The following is a 20,965-nucleotide window of genomic DNA, read 5'->3' as shown; positions in this document are numbered from 1 at the left end:
CCTCCCCGGCGGCAATGCGTCAGTCACCCGCCCGCTCCGGCGGAAGGGCTCAGTTGCCCGCCCGCTCCCGCAGGAGGGCTATGTCGGCGGTCTGACCCTCCACCCCGCCGGGCGTTTCCACAATGGCCGGAGCCCCGGAAGCACGGATGGCCGCCACCACCAACTCGGGGTCGATCTTCCCACTCCCGAGGTTGTCGTGACGGTCCTGGCCCGAGTCGAAAGCGCCCTTGGAGTCGTTGGCGTGGATCAGGTCGATCCGGCCGGTGATCGCCTTGACCCGGTCGACGATGCCGGGCAGCTCCTCGCCACCGGCGAAGGCATGACACGTGTCCAGGCAGAACCCGGCCCCGAACGGGCCGACCGCGTCCCACAGCCGGGCCAGGTCGTCGAACCGGCGGGCGCACGCGTTGTCGCCGCCGGCGGTGTTCTCGATCAGCACCGGGAGCGGCAGGCCGCCGTCCTTCTCCGCGTACTCGAAGGCCTTGCGCCAGTTCGCGAAGCCGTCGGCCAGATCGGCGCCGCGGCCGACGTGACCACCGTGCACGATCAGGCCTTTCGCCCCCAGCTCGGCAGCGGCACGGGCATGCGCCATCAGCAGCTTGCGGCTCGGGATCCGGATCCGGTTGTTCGGCGACGCGACGTTGATGATGTACGGCGCGTGCACGAACACGTCGAGCTCGGAGGCGCGGATCAGCTCGGCGTCCGCGCGGGGCTTGGGCGAGTTGTACTTCTGCGGGTCGGTCAGGAAGAACTGCACCGCCTCGGCACCGCGGGCGGCGGCCTCGGCCAGCGGGTCGGCTTGATCGACGTGGGCTCCGATGCGCATGTAGGGAGCCTACGACGCCGCACCCCCGCGTCACCGTGCTCGTCCACCCGTCGTTACCCCGGTGTTCCGACTGGACGGCGAGCTGGGGGATGACTCATGTCACGACAGTTCCGACACCGGATGACGGCCCTGGGCCTGTGCGGGTTCGTCCTCGGTGCGCCACTGCTCGACGGCGGCGCCGCGAGTGCCGACTTCCCGGCGCTGGTCACGGCGATTCCGTCGGCCGCCGCGGAGGAACCGGAGCCGGATCCGAACCTGGAGATCCCGGACGACGACGGCGCTGCGATCGTCACGAAGGCGCCCGGAAGGAGATTCCCGTCACGTACGTCCGTGGGGTCCGCCCGGAACGGCCGGGACCTGACGGCGTCGCGGCCCGCTCGTACCGGCCGGAAGGAACCTCGTCGCGGCACGCGGCGCACCGACGGACCGCGGCCGGTGACCTCCGCGCGGACCGCGACCACCGCCCCTGCCCGGACCGTGCCCAGTGCCGACGTCGGCGCCACTTTCAAGATCAAACCCAAGGCACGGGCAAGGCACAGCGGCGGTACGGGGGACCGGGCGCCCGTCTTCGCCGGCATGCCACCGGGCGGCCGGGCGGCGACCCTGCCCGGGGCGTCGGACGGGACGCCGGGCTCACAGCCGGGCATCGCCGAGACGGACTACGTGGCGGCGCTGGGGCTGGAGCCGGAGACGGCAGCCCCGGCGGCCGGTCCGTCCGCGCCCGGTGCGCACGGTCCGGTGGCGGTGACCGGACCGATCCCGGACGAGCGCCCGGTGGGCCTGCTCGCGATGACCGCGGTGGTCTGCGTGCTCGGGGTAGGAACCGCCGCTATTCGGGCAATCGTGTCACAACGTGCATCTCGTGCAAATATGGCGTAAGGTGGTCTTTGACAGGCTCCGCGGGGCGGACGTGCCCAACCTCATCGGTGTGGTCGTTCCTCCCCAGGTCCCACCCAACGAATCGGGCCGGACGTCCCGCGGCTTCTCGAGAACGACGGCACCGTCTCCGGACGGGGCCGTCGTTTTTTCGATCAGGCCGTCGTTTCTGATCAGCCGGTGTGCTTCCGGGTGGCTCGCTTTTGGGTGGTGGGCCGGACCTGGGTATGCTGGCTCGGTTCGCAGTGTGTTCGCCGTGGGCGCTACCTCACCCACGGTTTTCTTCTGCGTGCGACACAAGACCTCCTGCCACGGAGATTCCGTGGCCGCATAGCCCACAGGAGGTGAATGTCTTGCGTCATTACGAACTCATGGTGATCCTCGACCCTTCGCTCGAGGAGCGCACCGTCGCACCGTCGCTCGACCAGTACCTGAACGTGATCAGGACCGCGGGTGGCTCGGTGGAGAAGCTCGACGTCTGGGGCCGTCGCCGGCTCTCGTTCGAGATCAACAAGAAGGCCGAAGGCATCTACGCGGTCGTCGACCTGCAGGCGACGCCCGAGGCCGTGGCCGAGCTGGACCGTCAGCTCCGGCTGAACGAGTCCATCCTGCGCACCAAGGTCATCCGTCCCGAGACCCGCTGAGACGTTTTTTGTCAGAGGGTCCTGAGACCCTTTGTCTCAACGACTTGAGCGGCGAGGAGAAGTTTCATGGCTGGAGAAACCGTAATCACGGTTGTTGGCAACCTGGTCAACGACCCTGAGCTGCGCTACACCAACTCCGGTGCGGCTGTTGCCACGTTCCGTGTCGCCTCGACGCCGCGGACGCTGGACCGGCAGTCGGGCGAGTGGAAAGACGGCGAGCCACTCTTCCTCACCTGCAACATCTGGCGTGAGGCCGCCGAGCACGTCACCGAGTCGCTGCAGCGTGGCGCCCGGGTGATCGTGCAGGGCCGTTTGCGGCAGCGGTCTTACGACACCAAAGAGGGAGAGAAGCGCACCGTCTACGAGCTCGAGGTCGACGAGATCGGCCCGTCCCTGCGCTACGCCACGGCGAAGGTGCAGAAGGCGAGCAGGTCCGGTGGCGGCGGGGGTGGCTTCGGCAACTCCGGCGGCGGCTTCGGTTCCGGTGGTGGCGGTGGCGGTGGTAACCGGCAGTTCAGCGGGGGTGGCAACAACAACTCCGGCGGCGGTGGTCGTGGCGGTAACAACGACTTCGCCGACGACCCCTGGGCGACTGCGGCCCCGGCTTCCAGCGGCGGCAACCGTTCCGGCGGTGGCGGCGGCAACTCCTCGTTCGACGACGAGCCTCCCTTCTAAGCCCTCCGGGCTTTCAGGATCACAATCAGGAGTTTGAGCAATGGCTAAGGCTGCTGCGCTTCGCAAGCCGAAGAAGAAGGTGAACCCGCTCGACAAGGACGGGATCACCTACATCGACTACAAGGACACCGCGCTCCTGCGGAAGTTCATCTCCGACCGCGGCAAGATTCGTGCCCGCCGCGTCACCGGTGTGACCTCCCAGCAGCAGCGGCAGATCGCCCGCGCGGTCAAGAACGCCCGCGAGATGGCGCTCCTGCCGTACACGGCCACGGCGCGCTGAGAGAGGACATCCAGATGAAGATCATCCTCACTCAGGAAGTGTCCGGCCTCGGCACCCCCGGCGACATCGTCGAGGTGAAGAACGGTTACGGCCGCAACTACCTTCTCCCCCAGGGGTTCGCGATCCTGTGGACCAAGGGCGCGGAGAAGCAGGTCGTCGTGATCAAGCGGGCCCGCGAGGCTCGTGAGATCCGGGACCTGGGCCAGGCCAACGAGGTCAAGGGCCAGCTGTCCGGCCTCAAGGTCACGCTGAAGGCGCGCTCCGGCACCGGCGGCCGTCTCTTCGGCTCGATCACCCCGGCCGAGATCGTCGACGCGGTCAAGACCGCCGGCGGCCCGGCCCTCGACCGCCGTCGTCTCGAGCTGCCCGGTCACATCAAGACCACCGGCTCGTACAACGTGCAGGTCAAGCTGCACCCCGAGGTGACCGCGACGTTCCCGGTGAACGTCGTCGCCGCCAAGTAGTTCCGACTACGCGCGAACGGCGCGTCAGGCTTCCGGCCTGGCGCGCCGTTTCGTTTGCCCGCGCGTCTTCTTTGCGCGTTCTGTACGTTTTCGCGTGTTCTATGCGCGCCGGGGTCGTTGCCGGACCTGGTCGGGTCAGTGTCTGCCGGCTCCGTGCCGGGCCGGGCTGTCGGCGCTTCCCGCGCCGGGCTATCCCGTTGCCGTTGCCGTTGCCGTTGCCGTTGCCGCTTTCGCGCCGGGCCATGCTGTTGCCGCCTCCGTGCCGGCCAGGCCGTTGCCGTCTTCGGGCTAGGTCAGGCTGTTGCCGGAGAGGGCCGAGTTCAGGACCGTCGCCAGCCCGCCGCCGACCACCGCGGCGGCCAGGCCGACGCTCGCCGACTTCCAGGCCGTCGTGATTGACCGCAGGCCGTATGCGAACGCCATGCTCACCACCATCGCGATCGCGAACCCGGGCGCGGCGCTGGTGAACGAATCAAGCGCGTTGCCCTGACCGGAACCGGCCACCAGAGCGCCGAGACCGAAGAGCACGACGGGCACCCCGTACCAGGCGGCCGTGTAACCGACCGCGGCCAGCGGGGTGCCGTTGTCCTCCTCGTCCTCCTCGTCGTCCGGATCGAGTAGGTCACTCGGCGTGGTGCTGGTGGTGAAGTAGTCGTCGGTGACCGGCCGGCGCTCGTACGAACCGAGCCCCTGGAACGCGCCGGTGTTCTGGAACGCTCCTGCGGCCCGGCGAGGCGGCCAGGAGGTGTCCTCCTCCTCGACGGCGAGAGCCGTCCCGCCCCCGGAGGGCGCGGCGCCGGGCGCCGTGGAGATCACCGAGGTGGCACTCAGGGCCAGATTCGACGTTCCGTCGACCGAGGCTGAGCCGCTTGGCCGAAAGGGAGGAAAGTCCGACGTGCTGTAGCGGCGGGACTCCCCCTCCGCAGGTTCTCCGGACAACTGTCGACGCCAGTCGGTCTCACCGTCCTGCCCGGCGCCCGCGTTCCGATAGTCGGCTCCGCGCCGGTCGGCGCGTTCCGTGGCGAGCCAGTCCGCGAGCGGCGGACGGCCACCGAGTCCACCACCGGCGGGCGGCGGATCGTCGTAACCACGCCGGCCCGGCCGCTCATCGAGCGGGTCGGCCCCGCCGTAGGCGGGTTTCTGCTGCTCGGACCAGCTCGGCGCGGCACTGCCGGCGGGCAGTTCCCGGGCGCCGTACGCCGGGCGGCCGGAACCGCCGCCGGGCGGCGTGTCGTAGCCGGGCGGCTGGGACGGGATCCGGGACGAACCCGGCTGCGACCGATCCTGATCCCGCCAGGCGGGGCCACTGACCGGCTGGTTCGACGACGACTGCGCCCAGGCGGGCCGCTCGCCGGACCGCTGCTGCGGCGGCGGGCGACGATCCTGGTCGTCCCACGACGAGCCCTGCTCCCGGCGGTCGCCCCGCTGACCCTGATCGCGACGGTCGTCCCACGACTGACCCTGGTCCCAGCGGTCGTCCCGGGACGGACCCGGGTCGCGGCGCGACGGATCGGGGCCGGGATCGCCGTAGGCGGGCCGCTGCGGGCTCTGCTGCCCCGGATCCCGGTCTGCCCATGCCGGGCCGCTGACGGGGCGCTGGGGAGGCTGCTGGGGGCGTTCCTGATCGGCGGACCACGCCGGGCCGCTCACCGGACGCTGCGGGCGCTCCGGCTCACCCCACGACGAGGCGTCCTCCCACGACGGGGCGCCGGAACGCTGCTGGCGCTCCTGCTCGTCCCACGAGGAGCCGGGGCGTTGCGGGCGCTCCTGCTCGTCCCACGAGGAGCCGCCCGAGCGCTGCTGGTCGTCCCAGGACGGGGCGGCCGGGCGCTGGCGGCGCTCCTGGTCGGACCAGGACGGTGCCGCCGAAGCGGACGCGGCCGACGACGGGCCGGCTCCGTTCCCGTACGACGACGGACCTGCCGGAAGCTCGCGTTGCGGGCCACCGAAAGCGGGCCGCTGGGGCTGAGCCGACGGACCTGCCGGAAGTTCCCTGGCCGGACCGCCGAAGGCGGGACGCTGAGGCTGCGCGGACGGACCGGCCGGAAGCTCCCGGGCGGCACTGCCGAAACCACTGCGCCGCTGCTGCGGAGGCGGATAGGACTGCCCGTAACCGTCCGGCTGCTCCTCGCGGTAGCCGGCCGGCGCCGGGTCCTGCCACTGCGGCGGGCGGGGACCGGGACGGCCCTCCGGCTCGGCGCCACGGCGACGGCTCTGCCGGGGCTCGAAGTCGGCCGGCTCGTCGAAACGCTGCGGGCCGGGGCCGTCGTCGTCCACCCGGCGGCGGCGACGGGGCTCCTCGGCCGGGCCGGGCTGGGCGCTCCGGGGCCGGTTGCCGGGTGGCGGCTGCTCGTCCGGTTCCTCCGCCGGCTCCTCGGTGGCGGGCTTGACGGCCTCGCGGCGGGCCGCCTCGGCACGCCACGCCAGCACCCGGGGGTCGTCCTCGGCGCGGCTCCACTGACCGGTGTCCGGATCCCGGGTCCAGTTGCTGGTGTCCTGGTCGCCGTCCCACGAGGCGGTGTCCTCGCGCCAGTTCGTGGTGTTGGCGTTGTAGCGCGGGCGGCCCTTCGCCGGGCCCCGCTTCGGGCCGGCCTCGCGGCGCCCGGTGTCCTCGGTCCGCCCGATGTCGGTGCGGGACCGGTCCGGGCGGCCCAGGTCGGCGCGGGACTGATCGGGACGGCCCTGATCCGGACGACCCTGCTCGGGACGGCCCTGATCGCCGCGGCCCTGGTCCGGGCGGGACCGCTCGGGACGACCGATGTCGGTGCGCGACAGGTCGGAGCGGGCGGGCTCCGGACGGGCCTCCTCGGCGGCCCGCCGCCGGTCCCGCCGCGACGGCGTGCCGGACCGGGTGCCCCAGCTCGGTGCCGCCGGCCCGCTGTCGGAGCGGGTGAAGCCGCCGGTGTCGTCGTGCCCGGCCCAGCCGTCGGACGGAGCCTCGGCACCGCTGGTCCAGCCGGTGCCACCGGACGGCGCGGTGCCGGCCTCGGCGGCCCGCCGCCGGCCCATCCGGGTGGGCCGCTCGCTGTAACCGGCGTCGCGGCGCCAGGCGGCCCGGTCGTCCTCGCGCACCAGGTGCCGGGCGTCGTCGGCGGCCGAACGCTGCCAGCCGGGTGCGTCGGTGCGCTCCCAGCGGGTGATGCCGCCGGTGTTCTCGCCGGGCGGGGTGCGGTCGGCCCGATCCGACCGGGAGACGCCGGACGTGGGCGCGGCGGACCAGGACCCGGTGTCCTCGGCACGGCGCCGGGACGGGGTCGAACCGGACGGCTGCTGCCAGGAGGGCGTCTGCTGGGGTTGCTGCCAGGACGGTGTCGGGGAGGACTGCTCCTGCCACGACGGGGTCCGGCCGGAGGACTGCTGCCACGACGGCGTCGAACCGGACGGCTGCTGCCACGAACTGCCGCCCGACGACCAGGTCTGCTCGACCGGGGTGGTCGCGGACGGGCCGTCGGCGCGCCGCCGCCAGGACGTCGAATCGTCCGGGTCGTTGCGCTGCCAGGACGGGGTCTCCGGCTCGGACCGCTGCCGCCAGGACGGTGTCTCGGGCTCGGACTGCCGCCACGACGGTGCCGGGTCCGGCTCCGGCTGCCGCTGCTCCGCCGCCGGCTGCCGCTGCTCCGCTGCCGGCTGGCGCCAGGACGGGGTCTGCTCCGGCGGGGTCTGGCGCCACGACGGGGTCTGCTCGGACGGCGACTGCCGCCACGAGGGGGTGGAGTCGGACGGCGACTGCCGCCACGACGGCGTGGGGTCGGGCGAGGCCGGCGCTGGTGACTGCTGCCAGGAGGACGACGGGGCCGGTGACTGCTGCCAGGACGGCGTCGGCTCCGGTGCGGACTGCCGCCAGGAGGGGGCCTGCTCGGCCGCCGACCGGCGCCAGGACGGGGTCTCCGGCTCGGTCTCGGTGCCCGGGGTCGGCCACGCGGTCCCGGCGATCGCGGGCTGCTGCTGCTCCCGGCCGCCCGGCTCGCGGCCGTTCTGCGGGTCGTCCTCGTCGTCGCCCTGCCAGGCCTCGGTGGTGGAACGCCACACGTGCGAGCCGGTGGACGAGCGCCACTCGGTGGTCTGCCGCCAGCGCGCCCCGGTCGCCCGCCACTCGGCGGTCTGGGTGCGCCAGCCGGCGCCGTCGGCCGGGAAGGTGGACCGGCCACCCGTGGTGCCGACCTCGGCCGACCACCGGTTCGCCGGCTCGATGGCCTGGCCACCGCCGTTGTACGGCTCGACCTCGGCCTGCTGCGCCCAGTCGTCGGCACGGCGCTGCCAGGTGAGTGCTTCGTCGCTGGGAGCCATGCTGCCGGTGTCGGTGAGTGACGACCAGCGGGGCTCCGGATCCTGGACCTCCGGTTCACGGGTGGGCCAAGACCCCGCAGCGCGCCGAGGGCGCGACATGCGGGTGCCGTAGTCCCACTCCCGTTGGTCCACCTGAAAAGGGTGACGTGCGCGGGGCAGAACCGCAACGCCTCAGCGCGACTGCTTGCTCACCCGAGTCGGTATTTCAGCAGATCCGGAACCTTTTCTGCCCTCCACAGGTGTGGAGAACGAAACACCTGGTCGAGTTTGCCGTTGCCAAAAGTTATCCACACCGTATTCACAGGGCTACCCACAGAAGTCGCCGGAGCTGTCCACAGGTTGTCCCAAGACTTGTCCACCGCGGCAGTTGGGCCGCGGGCGACCGGATTCGTAGAGTGGTGCAGCCTCACTCGCGGACTTGATCGGATCCTCACGGACCTGATCGGCTCCTCCCGGATGTGATCGGGCCCTCGCTGGCCTGCTCGGGTCCTCGCGGACGTGGTCGGACTGGAGCGCTGAATCCTGAGCGGGATCAGTCGAATGGGTTGTACCGAGGCGGGTTCGATCGAGCGAGCGGCGTGGCCGAGTGGAGGGGGAGTTCGGGTGTCGATCACCGACGACGCGAGGTCTGAGTCACGGCCACCGGCCGCATCCGGGGGTGGCGGCGGTTCCTTCAACGGGGGCGGCGGCTTCAAAGGCGGCGGCGGGAAAGGTCCTCAGGAGGGCGGCGGCGGGGGCGGTGGTGGCGGGTTCGACAAGGCGCCGCCGCAGGACGTCGCAGCCGAGCAGGGTGTGCTCGGCGGCATGCTCCTGTCCAAGGACGCCATCGCCGACGTCGTGGAGATTCTCAAGGTCAACGACTTCTACCGGCCGGTCCACGCGACCATCTACGACGTCATCCTCGATCTGTACGGGCGGGGCGAGCCGGCCGACGCCCTGACCGTGGCCGCCGCGCTCGCCGACTCCGGTGAGCTGCAGCGCATCGGCGGTGTGCCCTACCTGCACACGCTGATCGAGAGCGTGCCGACCGCGGCGAACGCGTCGTACTACGCCCGCATCGTCTCCGAGCGTGCCATCCTGCGTCGCCTCGTCGAGGCTGGGACCAAGATCACCCAACTCGGTTACGGTACGGGTGGGAACGGTGGCCGTGACGTCGACGACATCGTCGACCTGGCCCAGCAGGCGATCTACGACGTCACCGAGAAACGGGTCAGCGAGGATTACGCGGCACTCGGTGACATGCTGCAGCCGACCCTCGACGAGATCGAGGCGGTGGGCGCGTCCGGTGGTGTGATGACCGGCGTGCCGACCGGGTTCGCCGACCTGGACCGTCTGCTGAACGGGCTGCACGCCGGCCAGCTGATCATCGTGGCCGGCCGCCCCGGTCTCGGTAAGTCGACAGCGAGCATGGACTTCGCCCGTAACGCGGCGATCCAGCACGGTCACGCCAGTGCCATCTTCTCGCTGGAAATGAGCAAGATCGAGATGGTGATGCGGTTGCTGTCCGCCGAGGCACGGGTGCCGCTGCACACTCTCCGGTCCGGCCAGCTCTCCGACGACGACTGGACCAAGCTGGCCCGGCGGATGGGCGAGATCAGTCAGGCGCCGATCTTCGTGGACGACACCCCGAACATGAACCTGATGGAGATCCGGGCCAAGGCGCGACGTCTGAAGCAGCGTCACAACCTGCGGATGCTGGTGATCGACTATCTCCAGCTGATGTCCTCGCCGAAGAAGACCGAGAGCCGTCAGCAGGAGGTCTCGGAACTCTCCCGTGGTCTGAAGCTGCTGGCCAAGGAGATCGAGTGCCCGGTGATCGGCGTGAGCCAGCTGAACCGTGGCCCCGAACAGCGAACCGACAAGCGCCCCCAGCTGTCCGACTTGCGTGAGTCAGGCTCGATCGAGCAGGACGCTGACGTGGTGATCCTGCTGCACCGAGACGACTACTACGACAAGGAGTCCCCACGCGCCGGCGAGGCGGACTTCATCGTGGCAAAGCACCGAAACGGCCCCACCGACACCATCACGGTGGCCGCCCAGCTGCACTTGTCCCGCTTCGTAGACATGGCAATCTGACCCACTCTGTAGAGTCTCACGAACCGTAGGACAATCTCAGACCTGATGCGACATGGATAGGACATGTCGCATCGTTCGTGAGACTGGCAGGAATCCTGTCTTTCATGTCCACCATGACGCCATGTGCGACATGGGTGGACTTTCGTCCGATAAATGCTATTAATGGCATCTGTGATATATGACTATCGCTCGATAGGTTGGATCTAGTTTCAGGGCTTAGTCGCCCAGATGTTTCGCGTGCTCGACTTGAGTGGTGAAAGACTCCGCCAAGGAAAGCCTCCAGGGTGCGGGCGGGCGCTGTGCGCTCGTCAGCATTCGACGCGAAGACGGGAAATTGGAGTCCGACATTCCCTGGACCTCCGCTCCCGTCGACGTAATGGCGTGCGCAGCGCCGTGGCGGGTATTCCGGTGGTATCGGGGTCAAAGGCACTATTCTGGGCATTACTGGTCGAGTACCCAGAAGCAGCATGTTACGTATGAATCTCGTCTGGAACTGTCGCGACTACTTCTGGCCGACTTTGATCCGTCCGTGCTTGGGATCGTTTCTCAGCCCTTTCTGCTGTCTCTACAGACGGACCGCGTGCGAAGGCATGTGCCGGACTACCTGCTGCTGACCACTGGGAACCCGGCCGTTGTCGATGTAAAGCCTGCGCGGTACGTGGAGCATCCCAAGATCGCCCCAACCCTGTCGTGGACGCGAGAGATTGTGGAGGGCCGCGGGTGGGACTACCGCGTGGAGGTCGAGCCGCCACGGGTACGCCTGGAAAACGTGCGTTTTCTGGCCGGATACCGCAGAGCCTGGCTGATTCCCGAAGAGCCGTTGGCTCGGCTGCGCGAGAAGAACCTTGACGGGACAACGCTTGGCGACGCCTTTAAGTGTCTGCCCGATATCCCGGAACCCTACGTGCGAGCAGCCGTTCTTCACCTGCTCTGGACAGGTCATCTTGTCACTGACCTGGACCAGCCGCTGGACTCCAGCCAGAAAATCTGGGAGCGGCAGTGACTGCCGCCGGCGTTCGGGTTGGTGTGGGAACTCGCTTTGCCTACGACGGCGAACTACTTGAGGTGACCGAGGTCTTCAGCACCACGCACGGTGTAGAGGTCGTCCTTGTAGACGGTCGACGCCGGCCGCGCCGCATGGCGGTTCGCGACCTGCTTACCTCCGACGCCGCCCGTGTCCTGGCGCAGAACCCCGAATCGGGAGACGACGGCGTTCCTGCTGCGGCACTACTCGACCAGCTATCCGAATCCGAGCGCGCAGAGGTTCGAGCCAAGGCTGAACACGTTCGGGAGGTGCTGACCGGCTACCGATCCGGTAGCGCCGAGTTGGCGCTGCCCGGCGAGCCGAGAGACGGGTATCTACCCACGGCATCGATGGAAAGCCGCTATGTCAAGAAGTGTGCGGAACTGGGGATAAATCGAAGCACCATCATCCGCTGGACCAGCGAGTACCGGTCTGGCGGTGAGGCCGCACTTGCCAGTCGTCCGAAGGCGAAGAGAAAGGGTCCTGACTTCTCTACCTGGACCGAGATCGCCCTGGAGATCATGGCGGAGCACACCCTGGACTCGAAGCCGTCGAAGAAGATGGTCGCCGCCCGAGCCACCGCCCGTCTGCAAAGCCGCCATGGCGAAGATCGGCCGATACCGAGCCGGGCCACCGGATTCCGGATTCTGGCCGAGCTGGAGGAACGGCACCCAACGTTCGACAAGAGCGCCAAGCGCAACAGGGAGATCGCGGAACGCCCCAGTGGGGTCTACGGCAAACTAAGGCCGGCCAGACCCGGCGAGTACGTGTTGATGGACACAACCAGGCTCGACGTCTTCGGGCTGGACCCGGTGACCCTGCGGTGGGTGCAGGTCGAGCTGACGGTCGCTATGGACTGGTACACACGATGCATCGTCGGGCTGAGGGTTACCCCGGTCAGCACGAAGGCGAACGACGCTGCTGCGACGCTCTACCAGGTCTTTCGTCCCAAGCCCGCTGGTGCCGGGTGGCCCGCTTACGCGGTGTGGCCGGATCACGGAATCCCCCGATCGTTGCTGCTCGATCGGGAAGCCATCGACGGCCCGATAGCTGCCGGGCGGGCGTCTCCGGCCCTGGCCCCGGAGACCATTGTCGTGGACCACGGAAAGATCTACGTCTCCGACCACCTGAACAGCGTCTGCGCCAATTTCGGGATCTCGATCCAGCCCGCCCGGCTGCGTACCGGGCGCGACAAAGGGCCGGTAGAGCGCTTCTTCCGGACCATCCGCGAAGATCTCCTGCAAGCTCTGCCCGGCTACAAGGGGCCTGATCTTCACGCACGAGGCGAGAGCCCGGAAGCGGACGCCTTCTTCTTCCTGAGCGAACTGGACGCCATCATCCGCGAGTGGGTGGCGCTGGTCTACCACCACCGCCCGCACCAGGGGCTGACCGACGCGCATATGCCTGGGCTGGAATTATCCCCGGCCGCAATGTTTCAGCATGGAGTTGCCCGGGCGGGATACATCGAAATCCCCCGCGACCCGGACCTCGCCTACCAATTCCTGAGACCTGTTTGGAGAAAGATCCAACACTACGGGATCGACTGGGACAACCGAACCTACAACGGGAAGGCCCTGAACGATTATCGGAACGTGCGCAGCCCTTACCGCGGGAAACATGGCGACAAGTGGCCCATCTACGTCGATGAGGACGATATCACCAAAGTCTATTTTCAGGACCATCTGACCAAAAGGTGGTCAGCCCTGAATTGGGAGCATGCCCCGAACCTCAACATGCCGCTGAGCCGGGATGCCATGAGGTTCGGCCGGAAACTGGCAGCGTCCAAGTACCGCTATCCAAACGACCAACTGGTCGTCGGTGATCTGCTCGAACGTTGGAATCTCGGGCTCGGGACAACGAAGGCCGAACGGCGTATCGCGTTGCGTGCGGCCCGAGACCAGGTCGCGATCGAGTTACCTGACGACGACGAGGCGGTGACCATGCTGCCGTCGGTGCGCAAAGCGTTGGGCCGCGACGCGCTGCCCGTTGATCCAGGCGAGGATCAGGCGCAACCCGATGACCAGGACGAAGCAGACGAAGCAGTGAGACGGCAGCAGTTGACGGTTGCGCCGTCCGCGGACGAGGCAGGCGATGACGATGACGCTGGCCTGGAGGGACTTGCCCGGACGCACGACGAGCCGTTGGACGACTTCTACCAAGATGCGCTGGAGGACGTATGAGCACTGCCGCAGTGGCCTCGGGAAATCTCTCGCTGGCGACCAAGGAGGACTGGAAAGCCTACGCGGAGAGCCCTCGCCGTGAGCGCCCTGAACGGCTCACCCGGCAGCAGATCGATGCGCTCTCGTCACCTGAACTGGCGCAGTACGACCAACGTCGCCGCGAATGGCATGCGAACCTCGGTCCCATCAGAACGCCGCAACTTGACCACCTGCACGAAGACATGTGGGACATCGTCGACAGTAACCTTCAGGATGGTGACAAGGCCCGCGGGGCGATCGCCGTCGAGGCGTTTCCCGGCCTCGGCAAAACCACAGCCGCGCTCGCTTTTGCCCGGAACTTCCATGTCCGTGAGGTCAGCGAGAAGGGTCCCTTCACGGACGAGGGAAACGAGCGTATCCCGGTGTGCCGGGTAGGGCTGAACGGTGACACCGGGATCAAGGACTTCAACCGATACATGCTGGACTTCTTCGGTCACCCCGGCCGGCATCGCGGTACCGCATCGGAGTACGGCAGCCGTGCCTTGGACTGCGCGTTGAAGTGCGGAGTGCGCCTGATGGTGATCGACGATCTCCACTTTCTTCGGTGGCACCGCAAGAACGGCGAAGAGGTGCGTAATCATCTTAAATGGATTGCGAACGAGTTTCCCGTGACCTTGCTGATGGTGGGCGTCGGACTCACGCAAAAGGGCCTGTTTAACGAGGGTGTTTCCCCAGCGGACATGATCTTCGCGCAGACCGCACGGCGCACCACCAAGCTTGCGATGGAACCGTTCACCATCGACAACGAGGAAGGTCGACGCGCCTGGCGTAATCTCCTCCTGGCGATCGAGCAGCGGATCGTGCTCGCCGATGGCTATCACGGGATGGTCGCCGACGATCTGAGCGACTACCTCTTCGCTCGTAGCACCGGCCACATCGGATCACTGATGAGCCTGATCAATCGTGGCTGCCAGCGAGCCGTGCGAACAGGCCGCGAATTTCTCGACGAAGTCCTGCTGGACGGGGTGAAAGTCGATCAGGCCGCCGAGACGGCGCGCCGCGAGATCGAGATCGCCATGGCCAACGCCAAGATCACCAGTCGTCCGCGGCAGAACCGGAAGCGCGCGGCATGACGTCCGGGCCGCGGACGTTGCCACTACGCCTGGCACCGGTCGACGGAGAAGCCCTCGACTCCTGGCTCGAAGCCCTGGCCGCTCGCCTGTCCACCCCGCTCGGCAGCCTCATGGAGCACCTCAAGTTCCCGGTGCGCCAGCGAACCGGGAACACCGCACGCGACATCCCGACGGACTGGACGATCATGCTGCGCGACGCCGAGATCACCAACGTCGCGGCGGCGAGTGGGCTCACCCCCGAGACGTTGCACGCCATGACGCTGGCCCACTACGACCGGCGTGCCGTGCGCTTGGACCGGGCGCGACGACGGGTGCAGCGCCAGGTTCTCTGGGGACGCGCCCGCGGCTCCCGGTTCTGCCCCGACTGCCTGCGGGGACCGGCCGGCCGCGGCCGGTGGCAACTGTCTTGGCGGCTTGGCTGGGCCTTCGCCTGCCCCGTACATGAACGCCTCCTGGCCGACGCCTGCCCCGAATGCGGCAGAGTCCAACGCCTGCGGCCACGATACGGAAAGAACGTGCCTCTTCTCGCCTACTGCGACGCGCCGTTCGACGCCTGCGGGGGCGACCTCGCCCGGGCAACCTCACTGCGCCTGCCGGTCGGGCATCCGGCGTTGGCCGCCCAGCGCCGGATCACTACGATCATCAGCACCGGTACCAGCGGCTTCGGCCCCTATCAGGCGTTGCTGCAACCCGCGCCGGTGGTTCTCACCGACATCCGCGCCGTCGCGGCCCGTGTCCTGGCCGACCTGCCGTCCGCTGACCTCGCCGACCTACTGCCCCGCGACCTCGTCGACGCCTACGAGATCACGCTGGCCGGCCACGAGACAGCGAGGGCTGCTTCATCCCGGAGGGAACCCGAGGTCCGTCCCGGATTCATGGCTCCTGTGCACGCCGCGAGCACGGCCCTCGCGGTGACGATCGCCGTACGGACCATCGAGCACGACCTGCCCGGCAGCGGCGCGGCGCTACGCGACCTGCTGGCCCGGATGCGCGAGAACCTCGGCCAGGTCAGCGCGACCAGCATCGATCAATGGGGACGGGAGATCAGCCCGATTCTCAAAGCCGTCCATCTCGCCGCCGTCGCTGACTCGATGCGGCCCAACGAACACCTGCGCTACCGGACGGCCTCGGATCTGCCCTCCCGTCCGCATGCCGGCCGCCGCACGGTCGAGACCAGGGCACAGCGCACGCCGAGCGTGCTCTGGCCCGCCTGGCGCATCCGGCTCAGCCCTGTACGCGGCACGTACCCGCGTACCCTCGGCCCGATCTTGGCCGGTTGCCTGATGATCGTCGGTAACACCGTCCTGCTCGACGACGCGGCCGGCATGCTCGGCGGCGTCACGACCGGCAGCGACATTTCCCGCATCCTTCAGAAACTCCACGACGAGCCCACCTGGCCGGACATCGCCGCGGCACTCACCCGGCTCGCCGACTACCTGGACACACACCCCACCCCCATCAACTACCAGCGCCGGCGCACCCTCGACTACACCGACTTGCTCCCGCACGAATGCTGGCGCGACATGTGCCGGAACCTCGGGGTCCAACCCGGGACCGGCCGGCGGGAACGCCTGATCCGTGCCTATCTCTTTCACCGCATCAGCGGTCTTCCCGAGGAAGACGCCCCCGGCTACCGCACCGATGAGCAGGCCAGGTTCCGGGCACAGACCGCGGCCCTGAGCATGTTTGTCCAGACGCCGGAACTTGCCGCCGCGCTGAAGGCCGAGGCCACACGATTCCTCGCCACGTATCGCATCCGACGCGAGCCGCCGACCTGGCAACCCCCGATCAGCCTGCTCGACGGCCTCGATCTTCCCGGCCCTGATCCTGCGTGGGTCGACCTGGAGCGACTGCACGACCTCGTGCGCGCTCCCGGCGAGACGCCCGGCTCGGTCGCCGAGACGCTGGGGACCGACATCGAGGTGGTCCGATACCTGCTTGCCGAGCACCCGGCGGTCCCCGTGCCGCGTTCCCTGGCCGCCGACCGGGCTACCGGGCAGATCATGGTGCGCGCCCGTCGGAAGTTGCCGCCCCGTCTCTTCGCCCAGATCTACCTGGAGCAGAAGACGTCGCTGCGGCAGATGGCGGACTCCACCGGATGCTCGCGCAAGACCCTTGCCCGGCTCGCCGTGGAGTACGACATCCCGCTGCGCGGCGGCGGAGCCCCGGCGCGGCACGACCCCGTCGACCGGGACTGGCTCTATGAGCAGTACGTCAACCGGAAACGCCCCTTTCCCGATCTTGCACGTGAAAAAGGAATGAGTACGACCCAAATGGAACGATGGGCGCGAGAATACGAAATTCCGCGACGACCCCGCGGTGGAGCGAGCCACAGCATCCGTCTGCGTGACCAGGGGACCATCGCCATCGAGACCACGAAATGAGGATCTTGAATGGGGTTCCCGGTGAGTACGCGACGGGCGCGGAATTCGGCGCGACAGGTGGGTCAAAAACGTTCGCGTGCCCGATGCCTGCCCCGGTAGTCTGAACCGTCCAAGTGCAGAAGATCGTGACCGGTCCAAGGGGGAACTGAGCCATGAACGCGGCGGCCCAGCAGGATCAGGTCAAGCGACTCGGCCGCGCCGTGGTGTTCGTCCACCAGCACGATCACAAGATCACTGATCCGCTCGTGCGGTCCCAGATCGAGGTCCTGTTGATCACCGGGCGGGCGATGGACCTCGCGGTGCGGCTCCGCGGCCATCAGGATTTCGTTCCGCTGACCCACGAGCTGGTCGTCGGGTACGCCGGACACGCGAGTGTCGGGGCGCTGGAGCTGTTCAACATCGTGCTGCCGGCGCTGAAGAGCGCGAACCTCATCGACTACCGCGTGGATGCCGCCGGGCGCATCATCGGGCTGGATGAGTACGTCGGGGTGTCGGCGACCTTGACCGAGCAGACCGTCCAGGTACTCAGCGTGCTGAAACCCTCCCGCGCGGGTCTCGCGTTCCTGCACTCGGTGGAGGTGGGCGCGATCGCGCCGCTGGCCGAGAGCCAGCATTTGCAGGAGATCGTCAAGCGGGGGTTCACCGACGTCGAGGCGACCGAAGCGCTGCGCCTGACCCGCGCGGCGAAGCTCAACCTGACCACGCCCTCGGCGGACCTCAACGAGAAGGTCGTCTACAGCCCCTACGTGTGGGGCACGAAGCAGATCTCGCTCGCGAAGTTCCTTCAGGGCCTGCCGCCCAACGAACGCGACGCGCTGCTCGGCATGTCCGAGCAGGTATTGGCCACCCCCGGGCTGCACATGTCGAAACTGTCGGCACCGCCCGGCATCATTCGCAGTGCCCAGAACGTGGGCCTGATCCAGGCCGCGAGCGTGCAGTCGGCGACGGGCGCGAGTTCGACCTACGTCTTCTCGCCGCTGCTGGAGGCCGTCGACGACAACTGCATCACCACCGAGGCATTCCACCTGCGCAAACTCTTCGTCGCTCACATCCTGTTCGGACACGAGAAGGCGGTGGCCGGTCGCGGGCGCATCAGTAGCCCCGCTGTTCTGGTCGACCGCCTCATCAGCAGGGGACGCGTCGGCCCGGCCACCAACATCGGGACGGACTACCACCTGCTGGAGGCCGCCGGCGTCGTCTCCGTCGACGATCAGGGCGACCGGCCTTTCCTGCGCCTGGTCAAGCCTGAGATCGCCCAATCGGGACTAGAGTGGATCAAGAGGATCACCGATCCTGCCGGTGATGCGAGCGTCACGTTGAGTCAGCGTCCGACCGGCTTCGTCAAGCCCGAGGACTCCCGCACCGGCGGCGGCGAAGACCCCGCCTCGCAGGAGATCCTCGCCGCATCGATCAATGAACTGCGAAAGGAGACGCAGCGTGCCGCGCGGCGAGACGACCCGTGGTCTTGAACCCGGAACCCTGGCTGAGGTTCGTGTCGCGCAGGCGTGGTTCTGGGACGGCTTCTACGTGCGCCGGGGCATCGATCTACAGCACCGTTTCGGTGCGGACGTCACGACGGTGACGGACCTGGACATCCTCGGGTACGCGTTCGACACGTCGCTCGGCTTCCGCAAACGCATCGGCGAGGTCAAGTCCGGTAAGTCGGGCAACACCCCCCGCCCGCTGGACCGTGCGATCTGGGTCCACGGCCTGCAGGGGCTGGTCGGCGCGGGCAGCGGTGAGGTCACCACCGCGTTCTGGCCTACGGGCACGATCCGCGACGCCTGCCGCACACTGGGCGTCACCGTCCAACACCTCGACGACCTCGCCGCCCGCGAACAGCGCCTGCGCATCGAGGCATTCGACGACTTGGGTTCCCAGGGCGTGAGCATCGCGGTCCTCCGCAAGGATGTCCAGGCGTTCGTCAAGACCGACAGCGTTCTCGAACGCGGGTTCTGGTTCCTGGCGTCCGAGGTGTGGTTCCTGGAACCACTCGACGCCCTGAAGCGAACCCTCGGGCTGATCCGCGAATTGTCGCGGCTCTGGCCACCGAGTGGGCACCGGCAAGCCGAAGAGGCCGCTCGTTGGTTCTTCGCCGAGGCAATCTCCATCGCCACGCTCAACCTGGCCATCATCGCGGGTGAGGCCAACTCGATGGATGCGGCGACGTTCAAGCAGACCGCCGCGGCCCGTCTCGCCACCGGCGACATCCCGTACCACGCGATCCAGAAACTGTCCGAGCACGTCGACGAATACCTCGGCAAGATTTTGACCTCGCTGGACGCGCCGGCCGACGTCAAAATCAGCGCCATGGGGGCGTTCGCGCCCTCGCCGCCGGACTACACCGAGCCGCTGCTCGAACTGATCTCCCGGCTAGCAGCCAACGCAGGAGGCACCTCACGCCTGCCGCGGCAGATGGACCTGATCATCTTCGAGCGCCTGGTACGTCGTCGTGACGCGTCCGCCCAAGCCCGCCATCGCCTGGGAATCGCGACGGGCACCGAGCGGATGATCAGCCTCATCGGCGCGTTCCTGCGCGGCCAGTTCAACCTTCCGGCACCGGTGAACGACGCGCTGGCAGTCAGTCGATTCGACCACGTAGACGAGTCCGCCGACGAAACTCAAGGGGCCCTGTTCGAGCGCACGGCCGAGACGGACCCGAACGACTCCAACGGGAATTAACCAGCGCCCTCGACACCCGTAACGGCGGCCTGCACCAGCCGCCGGACTCACAGGGCGTTCCAGCCTTGATCGTGTGGACCCTGGCGGTCGTTCGCGCGCAAGCTCGCAACGGTTGAGAGGATGAGGGATGTGACCCACAACCCAGACGGTGACCCTGCCGCGTTCGATCCTACGGATCTCGACGCGGCGAACGCCTGGCTCGACGATCCGGTCGTGAACGCGTTGCATGAAGACCTCGGGCGACAGTTTCGTGCGCTCCCGCCCGAGCAGCAGTTGGCTGGACTCATTCCGGAGCTGGAAAAGGCACAGGAACGGTACGACGAATTCGCCGGCGTGGTCGCCGATGCACCCGTCGACGATCCTCGCCGAATCCTGCTCGTTGCGATGGGTGAGCAGGTGGAGATGTTCCGCGCCCGGATCAATGAACTCGGCGGGAACGCCTAGCTCGGCCTGCGTACCAGAGGGCGCTAACCGGACGTCCGCATGTGCCGGATGATGACTCCCCGATCCGCCGGCCGGTGAGAAACGCCCGGCCGGTGCTCACCTGCGTAAGGCATCGATCGTGACGATGTCGCGGTTTTCCAGGACATGGCGGGAGTAGCCGGCGCGGGCGAGATGCAGGGCGACCTGGCCCATCTGCGTGGTGCTGGTCATGAGGACGGGCGTGAGGCGCAGCAGGCGCGCGATCAGGGCGATCGCGGGCAGGGCTCGGACGAAGATCCGGTACGCCGTGGTCTTGGACTGTTTGCCATGCAGGGGCTCGACGAAGCCGGGACGCAGGGCATAGCCGTTGCGGAAGATCTTGATGATGGCGTTCTCGGTGCGGCCCTTCACTCGGGCCCAGCGGCTGCGGCCCCGTTCGGTGCTGTCGGTGCCGCCGCCGGAGACGTAGACGAAGGTCAGGTCGGGGTTGATCGTGGCGAGGGTGCGTGCGGCGGCCATGGTGTAGTCGTAGGTGATGCGCTCGTAGTCCTGGGCGCTGACGGTGCTGGACGAGACCCCGAGGGCCCAGAAGCACGCGTCGACGCCGGCCAGGTCGTCGGTGATCGCGGTGAAGTCGCTGAAGTCGGTGTGCACGACCTGGCGCAGTTTCGGGTGGGACAGGTCGAGCAGTGTCCTGCCGACGGTGACCACCTCGGTGACGTCGGCGGCGGCGAGACTCTCCTTGATGAAGCCGTCGCCGACGAGGCCACTGCCCCCGAACACCACTACCTTCACGATGGTTTGCCCTTCGGCCGTTGTCGATTGCTGAGGACGATCACCGGACCTGGCGGCACGTTGCCACCACCGGGAACGTGGCCCAGCACGAGGTCAGGGTTCGCCACCGGCCAGATAAAGACCGGTAGTCTTTTACTGCGTGAACCGTAACAGGACTATCGGTCCGTAACCAAGAGACCTGAGGTCTGCTGAGATAGCGGGTGGCCATCGTCCTTGATCGGGCAGTCATTCGACCGG

General features: G+C 68.1%; 16 protein-coding genes. 13 read left to right on the top strand and 3 right to left on the bottom strand.

The window, feature by feature from the left end; genetic code table 11:
• Positions 1-49: 49 nt before the first annotated feature.
• Positions 50-826, bottom strand: a complete 777-nt coding sequence (locus tag Aco03nite_RS35010) for a deoxyribonuclease IV (protein WP_203803276.1) — start codon at positions 824-826, stop codon at positions 50-52.
• Positions 827-922: 96 nt separating this feature from the next.
• Between Aco03nite_RS35010 and Aco03nite_RS35005 the strand changes: the two genes are divergently transcribed.
• The 5 genes from Aco03nite_RS35005 to rplI all read left to right on the top strand — a co-directional run bounded on the left by Aco03nite_RS35005 (position 923) and on the right by rplI (position 3,765).
• Positions 923-1,705: a hypothetical protein gene (locus Aco03nite_RS35005; RefSeq protein ID WP_203803273.1), complete on the top strand. Its 783-nt coding sequence runs from the start codon at positions 923-925 to the stop codon at positions 1,703-1,705.
• Positions 1,706-2,055: 350 nt separating this feature from the next.
• On the top strand, positions 2,056-2,346 hold the full coding sequence (gene rpsF / locus Aco03nite_RS35000) for a 30S ribosomal protein S6 (RefSeq protein ID WP_014448192.1): 291 nt from the start codon (positions 2,056-2,058) through the stop codon (positions 2,344-2,346).
• A gap of 66 nt (positions 2,347-2,412) precedes the next feature.
• Entirely contained in the window at positions 2,413-3,021 is a 609-nt protein-coding gene (locus tag Aco03nite_RS34995) for a single-stranded DNA-binding protein (RefSeq protein WP_203803270.1), read from the top strand.
• 40 nt (positions 3,022-3,061) lie between these two features.
• Entirely contained in the window at positions 3,062-3,301 is a 240-nt protein-coding gene (gene rpsR, locus Aco03nite_RS34990) for a 30S ribosomal protein S18 (RefSeq protein ID WP_007073789.1), read from the top strand.
• Between the two features lie 14 nt (positions 3,302-3,315).
• Positions 3,316-3,765, top strand: coding sequence for a 50S ribosomal protein L9 (rplI, locus tag Aco03nite_RS34985; RefSeq protein ID WP_203803267.1), 450 nt, complete (start codon positions 3,316-3,318; stop codon positions 3,763-3,765).
• Between the two features lie 288 nt (positions 3,766-4,053).
• Here rplI and Aco03nite_RS34980 read toward each other — a convergent pair whose 3' ends face one another.
• A complete protein-coding gene (locus Aco03nite_RS34980; protein ID WP_203803264.1) occupies positions 4,054-8,052 on the bottom strand; it encodes a hypothetical protein in 3,999 nt (1,332 codons plus the stop codon).
• 603 nt (positions 8,053-8,655) lie between these two features.
• Between Aco03nite_RS34980 and dnaB the strand changes: the two genes are divergently transcribed.
• The 8 genes from dnaB (at position 8,656) to Aco03nite_RS34940 (ending at position 19,954) form a co-directional block, all read left to right on the top strand.
• Positions 8,656-10,128 (top strand): replicative DNA helicase, encoded by a 1,473-nt coding sequence (dnaB, locus tag Aco03nite_RS34975; protein WP_203803261.1) that lies wholly within the window; start codon positions 8,656-8,658, stop codon positions 10,126-10,128.
• Between the two features lie 376 nt (positions 10,129-10,504).
• Complete coding sequence (locus Aco03nite_RS34970) at positions 10,505-11,131, top strand: TnsA-like heteromeric transposase endonuclease subunit (protein ID WP_203803473.1); 627 nt, start codon at positions 10,505-10,507, stop codon at positions 11,129-11,131.
• Positions 11,128-13,332 (top strand): TnsB C-terminal domain-containing protein, encoded by a 2,205-nt coding sequence (locus Aco03nite_RS34965; RefSeq protein WP_203803258.1) that lies wholly within the window; start codon positions 11,128-11,130, stop codon positions 13,330-13,332. Before Aco03nite_RS34970 ends, Aco03nite_RS34965 begins: the two co-directional genes overlap by 4 nt.
• On the top strand, positions 13,329-14,444 hold the full coding sequence (locus tag Aco03nite_RS34960; protein WP_203803255.1) for an AAA family ATPase: 1,116 nt from the start codon (positions 13,329-13,331) through the stop codon (positions 14,442-14,444). The genes Aco03nite_RS34965 and Aco03nite_RS34960 overlap by 4 nt, the downstream gene beginning before the upstream one ends.
• Positions 14,441-16,828: a TniQ family protein gene (locus Aco03nite_RS34955; protein ID WP_203803252.1), complete on the top strand. Its 2,388-nt coding sequence runs from the start codon at positions 14,441-14,443 to the stop codon at positions 16,826-16,828. The genes Aco03nite_RS34960 and Aco03nite_RS34955 overlap by 4 nt, the downstream gene beginning before the upstream one ends.
• A 152-nt stretch (positions 16,829-16,980) precedes the next feature.
• Positions 16,981-18,297, top strand: a complete 1,317-nt coding sequence (locus Aco03nite_RS34950) for a hypothetical protein (RefSeq protein ID WP_203803249.1) — start codon at positions 16,981-16,983, stop codon at positions 18,295-18,297.
• The gene (locus Aco03nite_RS34945) at positions 18,266-19,510 is read left to right on the top strand and encodes a hypothetical protein (protein WP_203803246.1); all 1,245 of its coding nucleotides are present in this window, start codon (positions 18,266-18,268) and stop codon (positions 19,508-19,510) included. The genes Aco03nite_RS34950 and Aco03nite_RS34945 overlap by 32 nt, the downstream gene beginning before the upstream one ends.
• Before the next feature lie 120 nt (positions 19,511-19,630).
• Positions 19,631-19,954, top strand: coding sequence for a hypothetical protein (locus Aco03nite_RS34940; protein ID WP_203803243.1), 324 nt, complete (start codon positions 19,631-19,633; stop codon positions 19,952-19,954).
• A gap of 96 nt (positions 19,955-20,050) precedes the next feature.
• On the opposite strand, the gene Aco03nite_RS34935 is transcribed toward Aco03nite_RS34940, so the two are convergent.
• A complete protein-coding gene (locus Aco03nite_RS34935; protein WP_203803239.1) occupies positions 20,051-20,728 on the bottom strand; it encodes a Rossmann-fold NAD(P)-binding domain-containing protein in 678 nt (225 codons plus the stop codon).
• Positions 20,729-20,965: the final 237 nt, after the last annotated feature.

It is taken from the genome of Actinoplanes couchii, from assembly GCF_016862075.1.
Lineage (GTDB): Bacteria > Actinomycetota > Actinomycetes > Mycobacteriales > Micromonosporaceae > Actinoplanes > Actinoplanes couchii.
Note: the sequence above shows the minus strand (reverse complement) of the source record. Positions and strands in the feature narration are given on the sequence as shown.

Coding starts and splice junctions, on each gene's coding strand:
- Aco03nite_RS34940 (WP_203803243.1), top strand. CDS start 19,631: ATGAGGGATGTGACCCACAACCCAGACGGTGACCCTGCCGCGTTCGAT.
- rplI (WP_203803267.1), top strand. CDS start 3,316: ATGAAGATCATCCTCACTCAGGAAGTGTCCGGCCTCGGCACCCCCGGC.
- Aco03nite_RS35005 (WP_203803273.1), top strand. CDS start 923: ATGTCACGACAGTTCCGACACCGGATGACGGCCCTGGGCCTGTGCGGG.
- Aco03nite_RS34980 (WP_203803264.1), bottom strand. CDS start 8,052: ATGGCTCCCAGCGACGAAGCACTCACCTGGCAGCGCCGTGCCGACGAC.
- Aco03nite_RS34950 (WP_203803249.1), top strand. CDS start 16,981: ATGAACGCGGCGGCCCAGCAGGATCAGGTCAAGCGACTCGGCCGCGCC.
- Aco03nite_RS35010 (WP_203803276.1), bottom strand. CDS start 826: ATGCGCATCGGAGCCCACGTCGATCAAGCCGACCCGCTGGCCGAGGCC.
- Aco03nite_RS34995 (WP_203803270.1), top strand. CDS start 2,413: ATGGCTGGAGAAACCGTAATCACGGTTGTTGGCAACCTGGTCAACGAC.
- Aco03nite_RS34970 (WP_203803473.1), top strand. CDS start 10,505: ATGGCGTGCGCAGCGCCGTGGCGGGTATTCCGGTGGTATCGGGGTCAA.
- rpsR (WP_007073789.1), top strand. CDS start 3,062: ATGGCTAAGGCTGCTGCGCTTCGCAAGCCGAAGAAGAAGGTGAACCCG.
- Aco03nite_RS34955 (WP_203803252.1), top strand. CDS start 14,441: ATGACGTCCGGGCCGCGGACGTTGCCACTACGCCTGGCACCGGTCGAC.
- Aco03nite_RS34960 (WP_203803255.1), top strand. CDS start 13,329: ATGAGCACTGCCGCAGTGGCCTCGGGAAATCTCTCGCTGGCGACCAAG.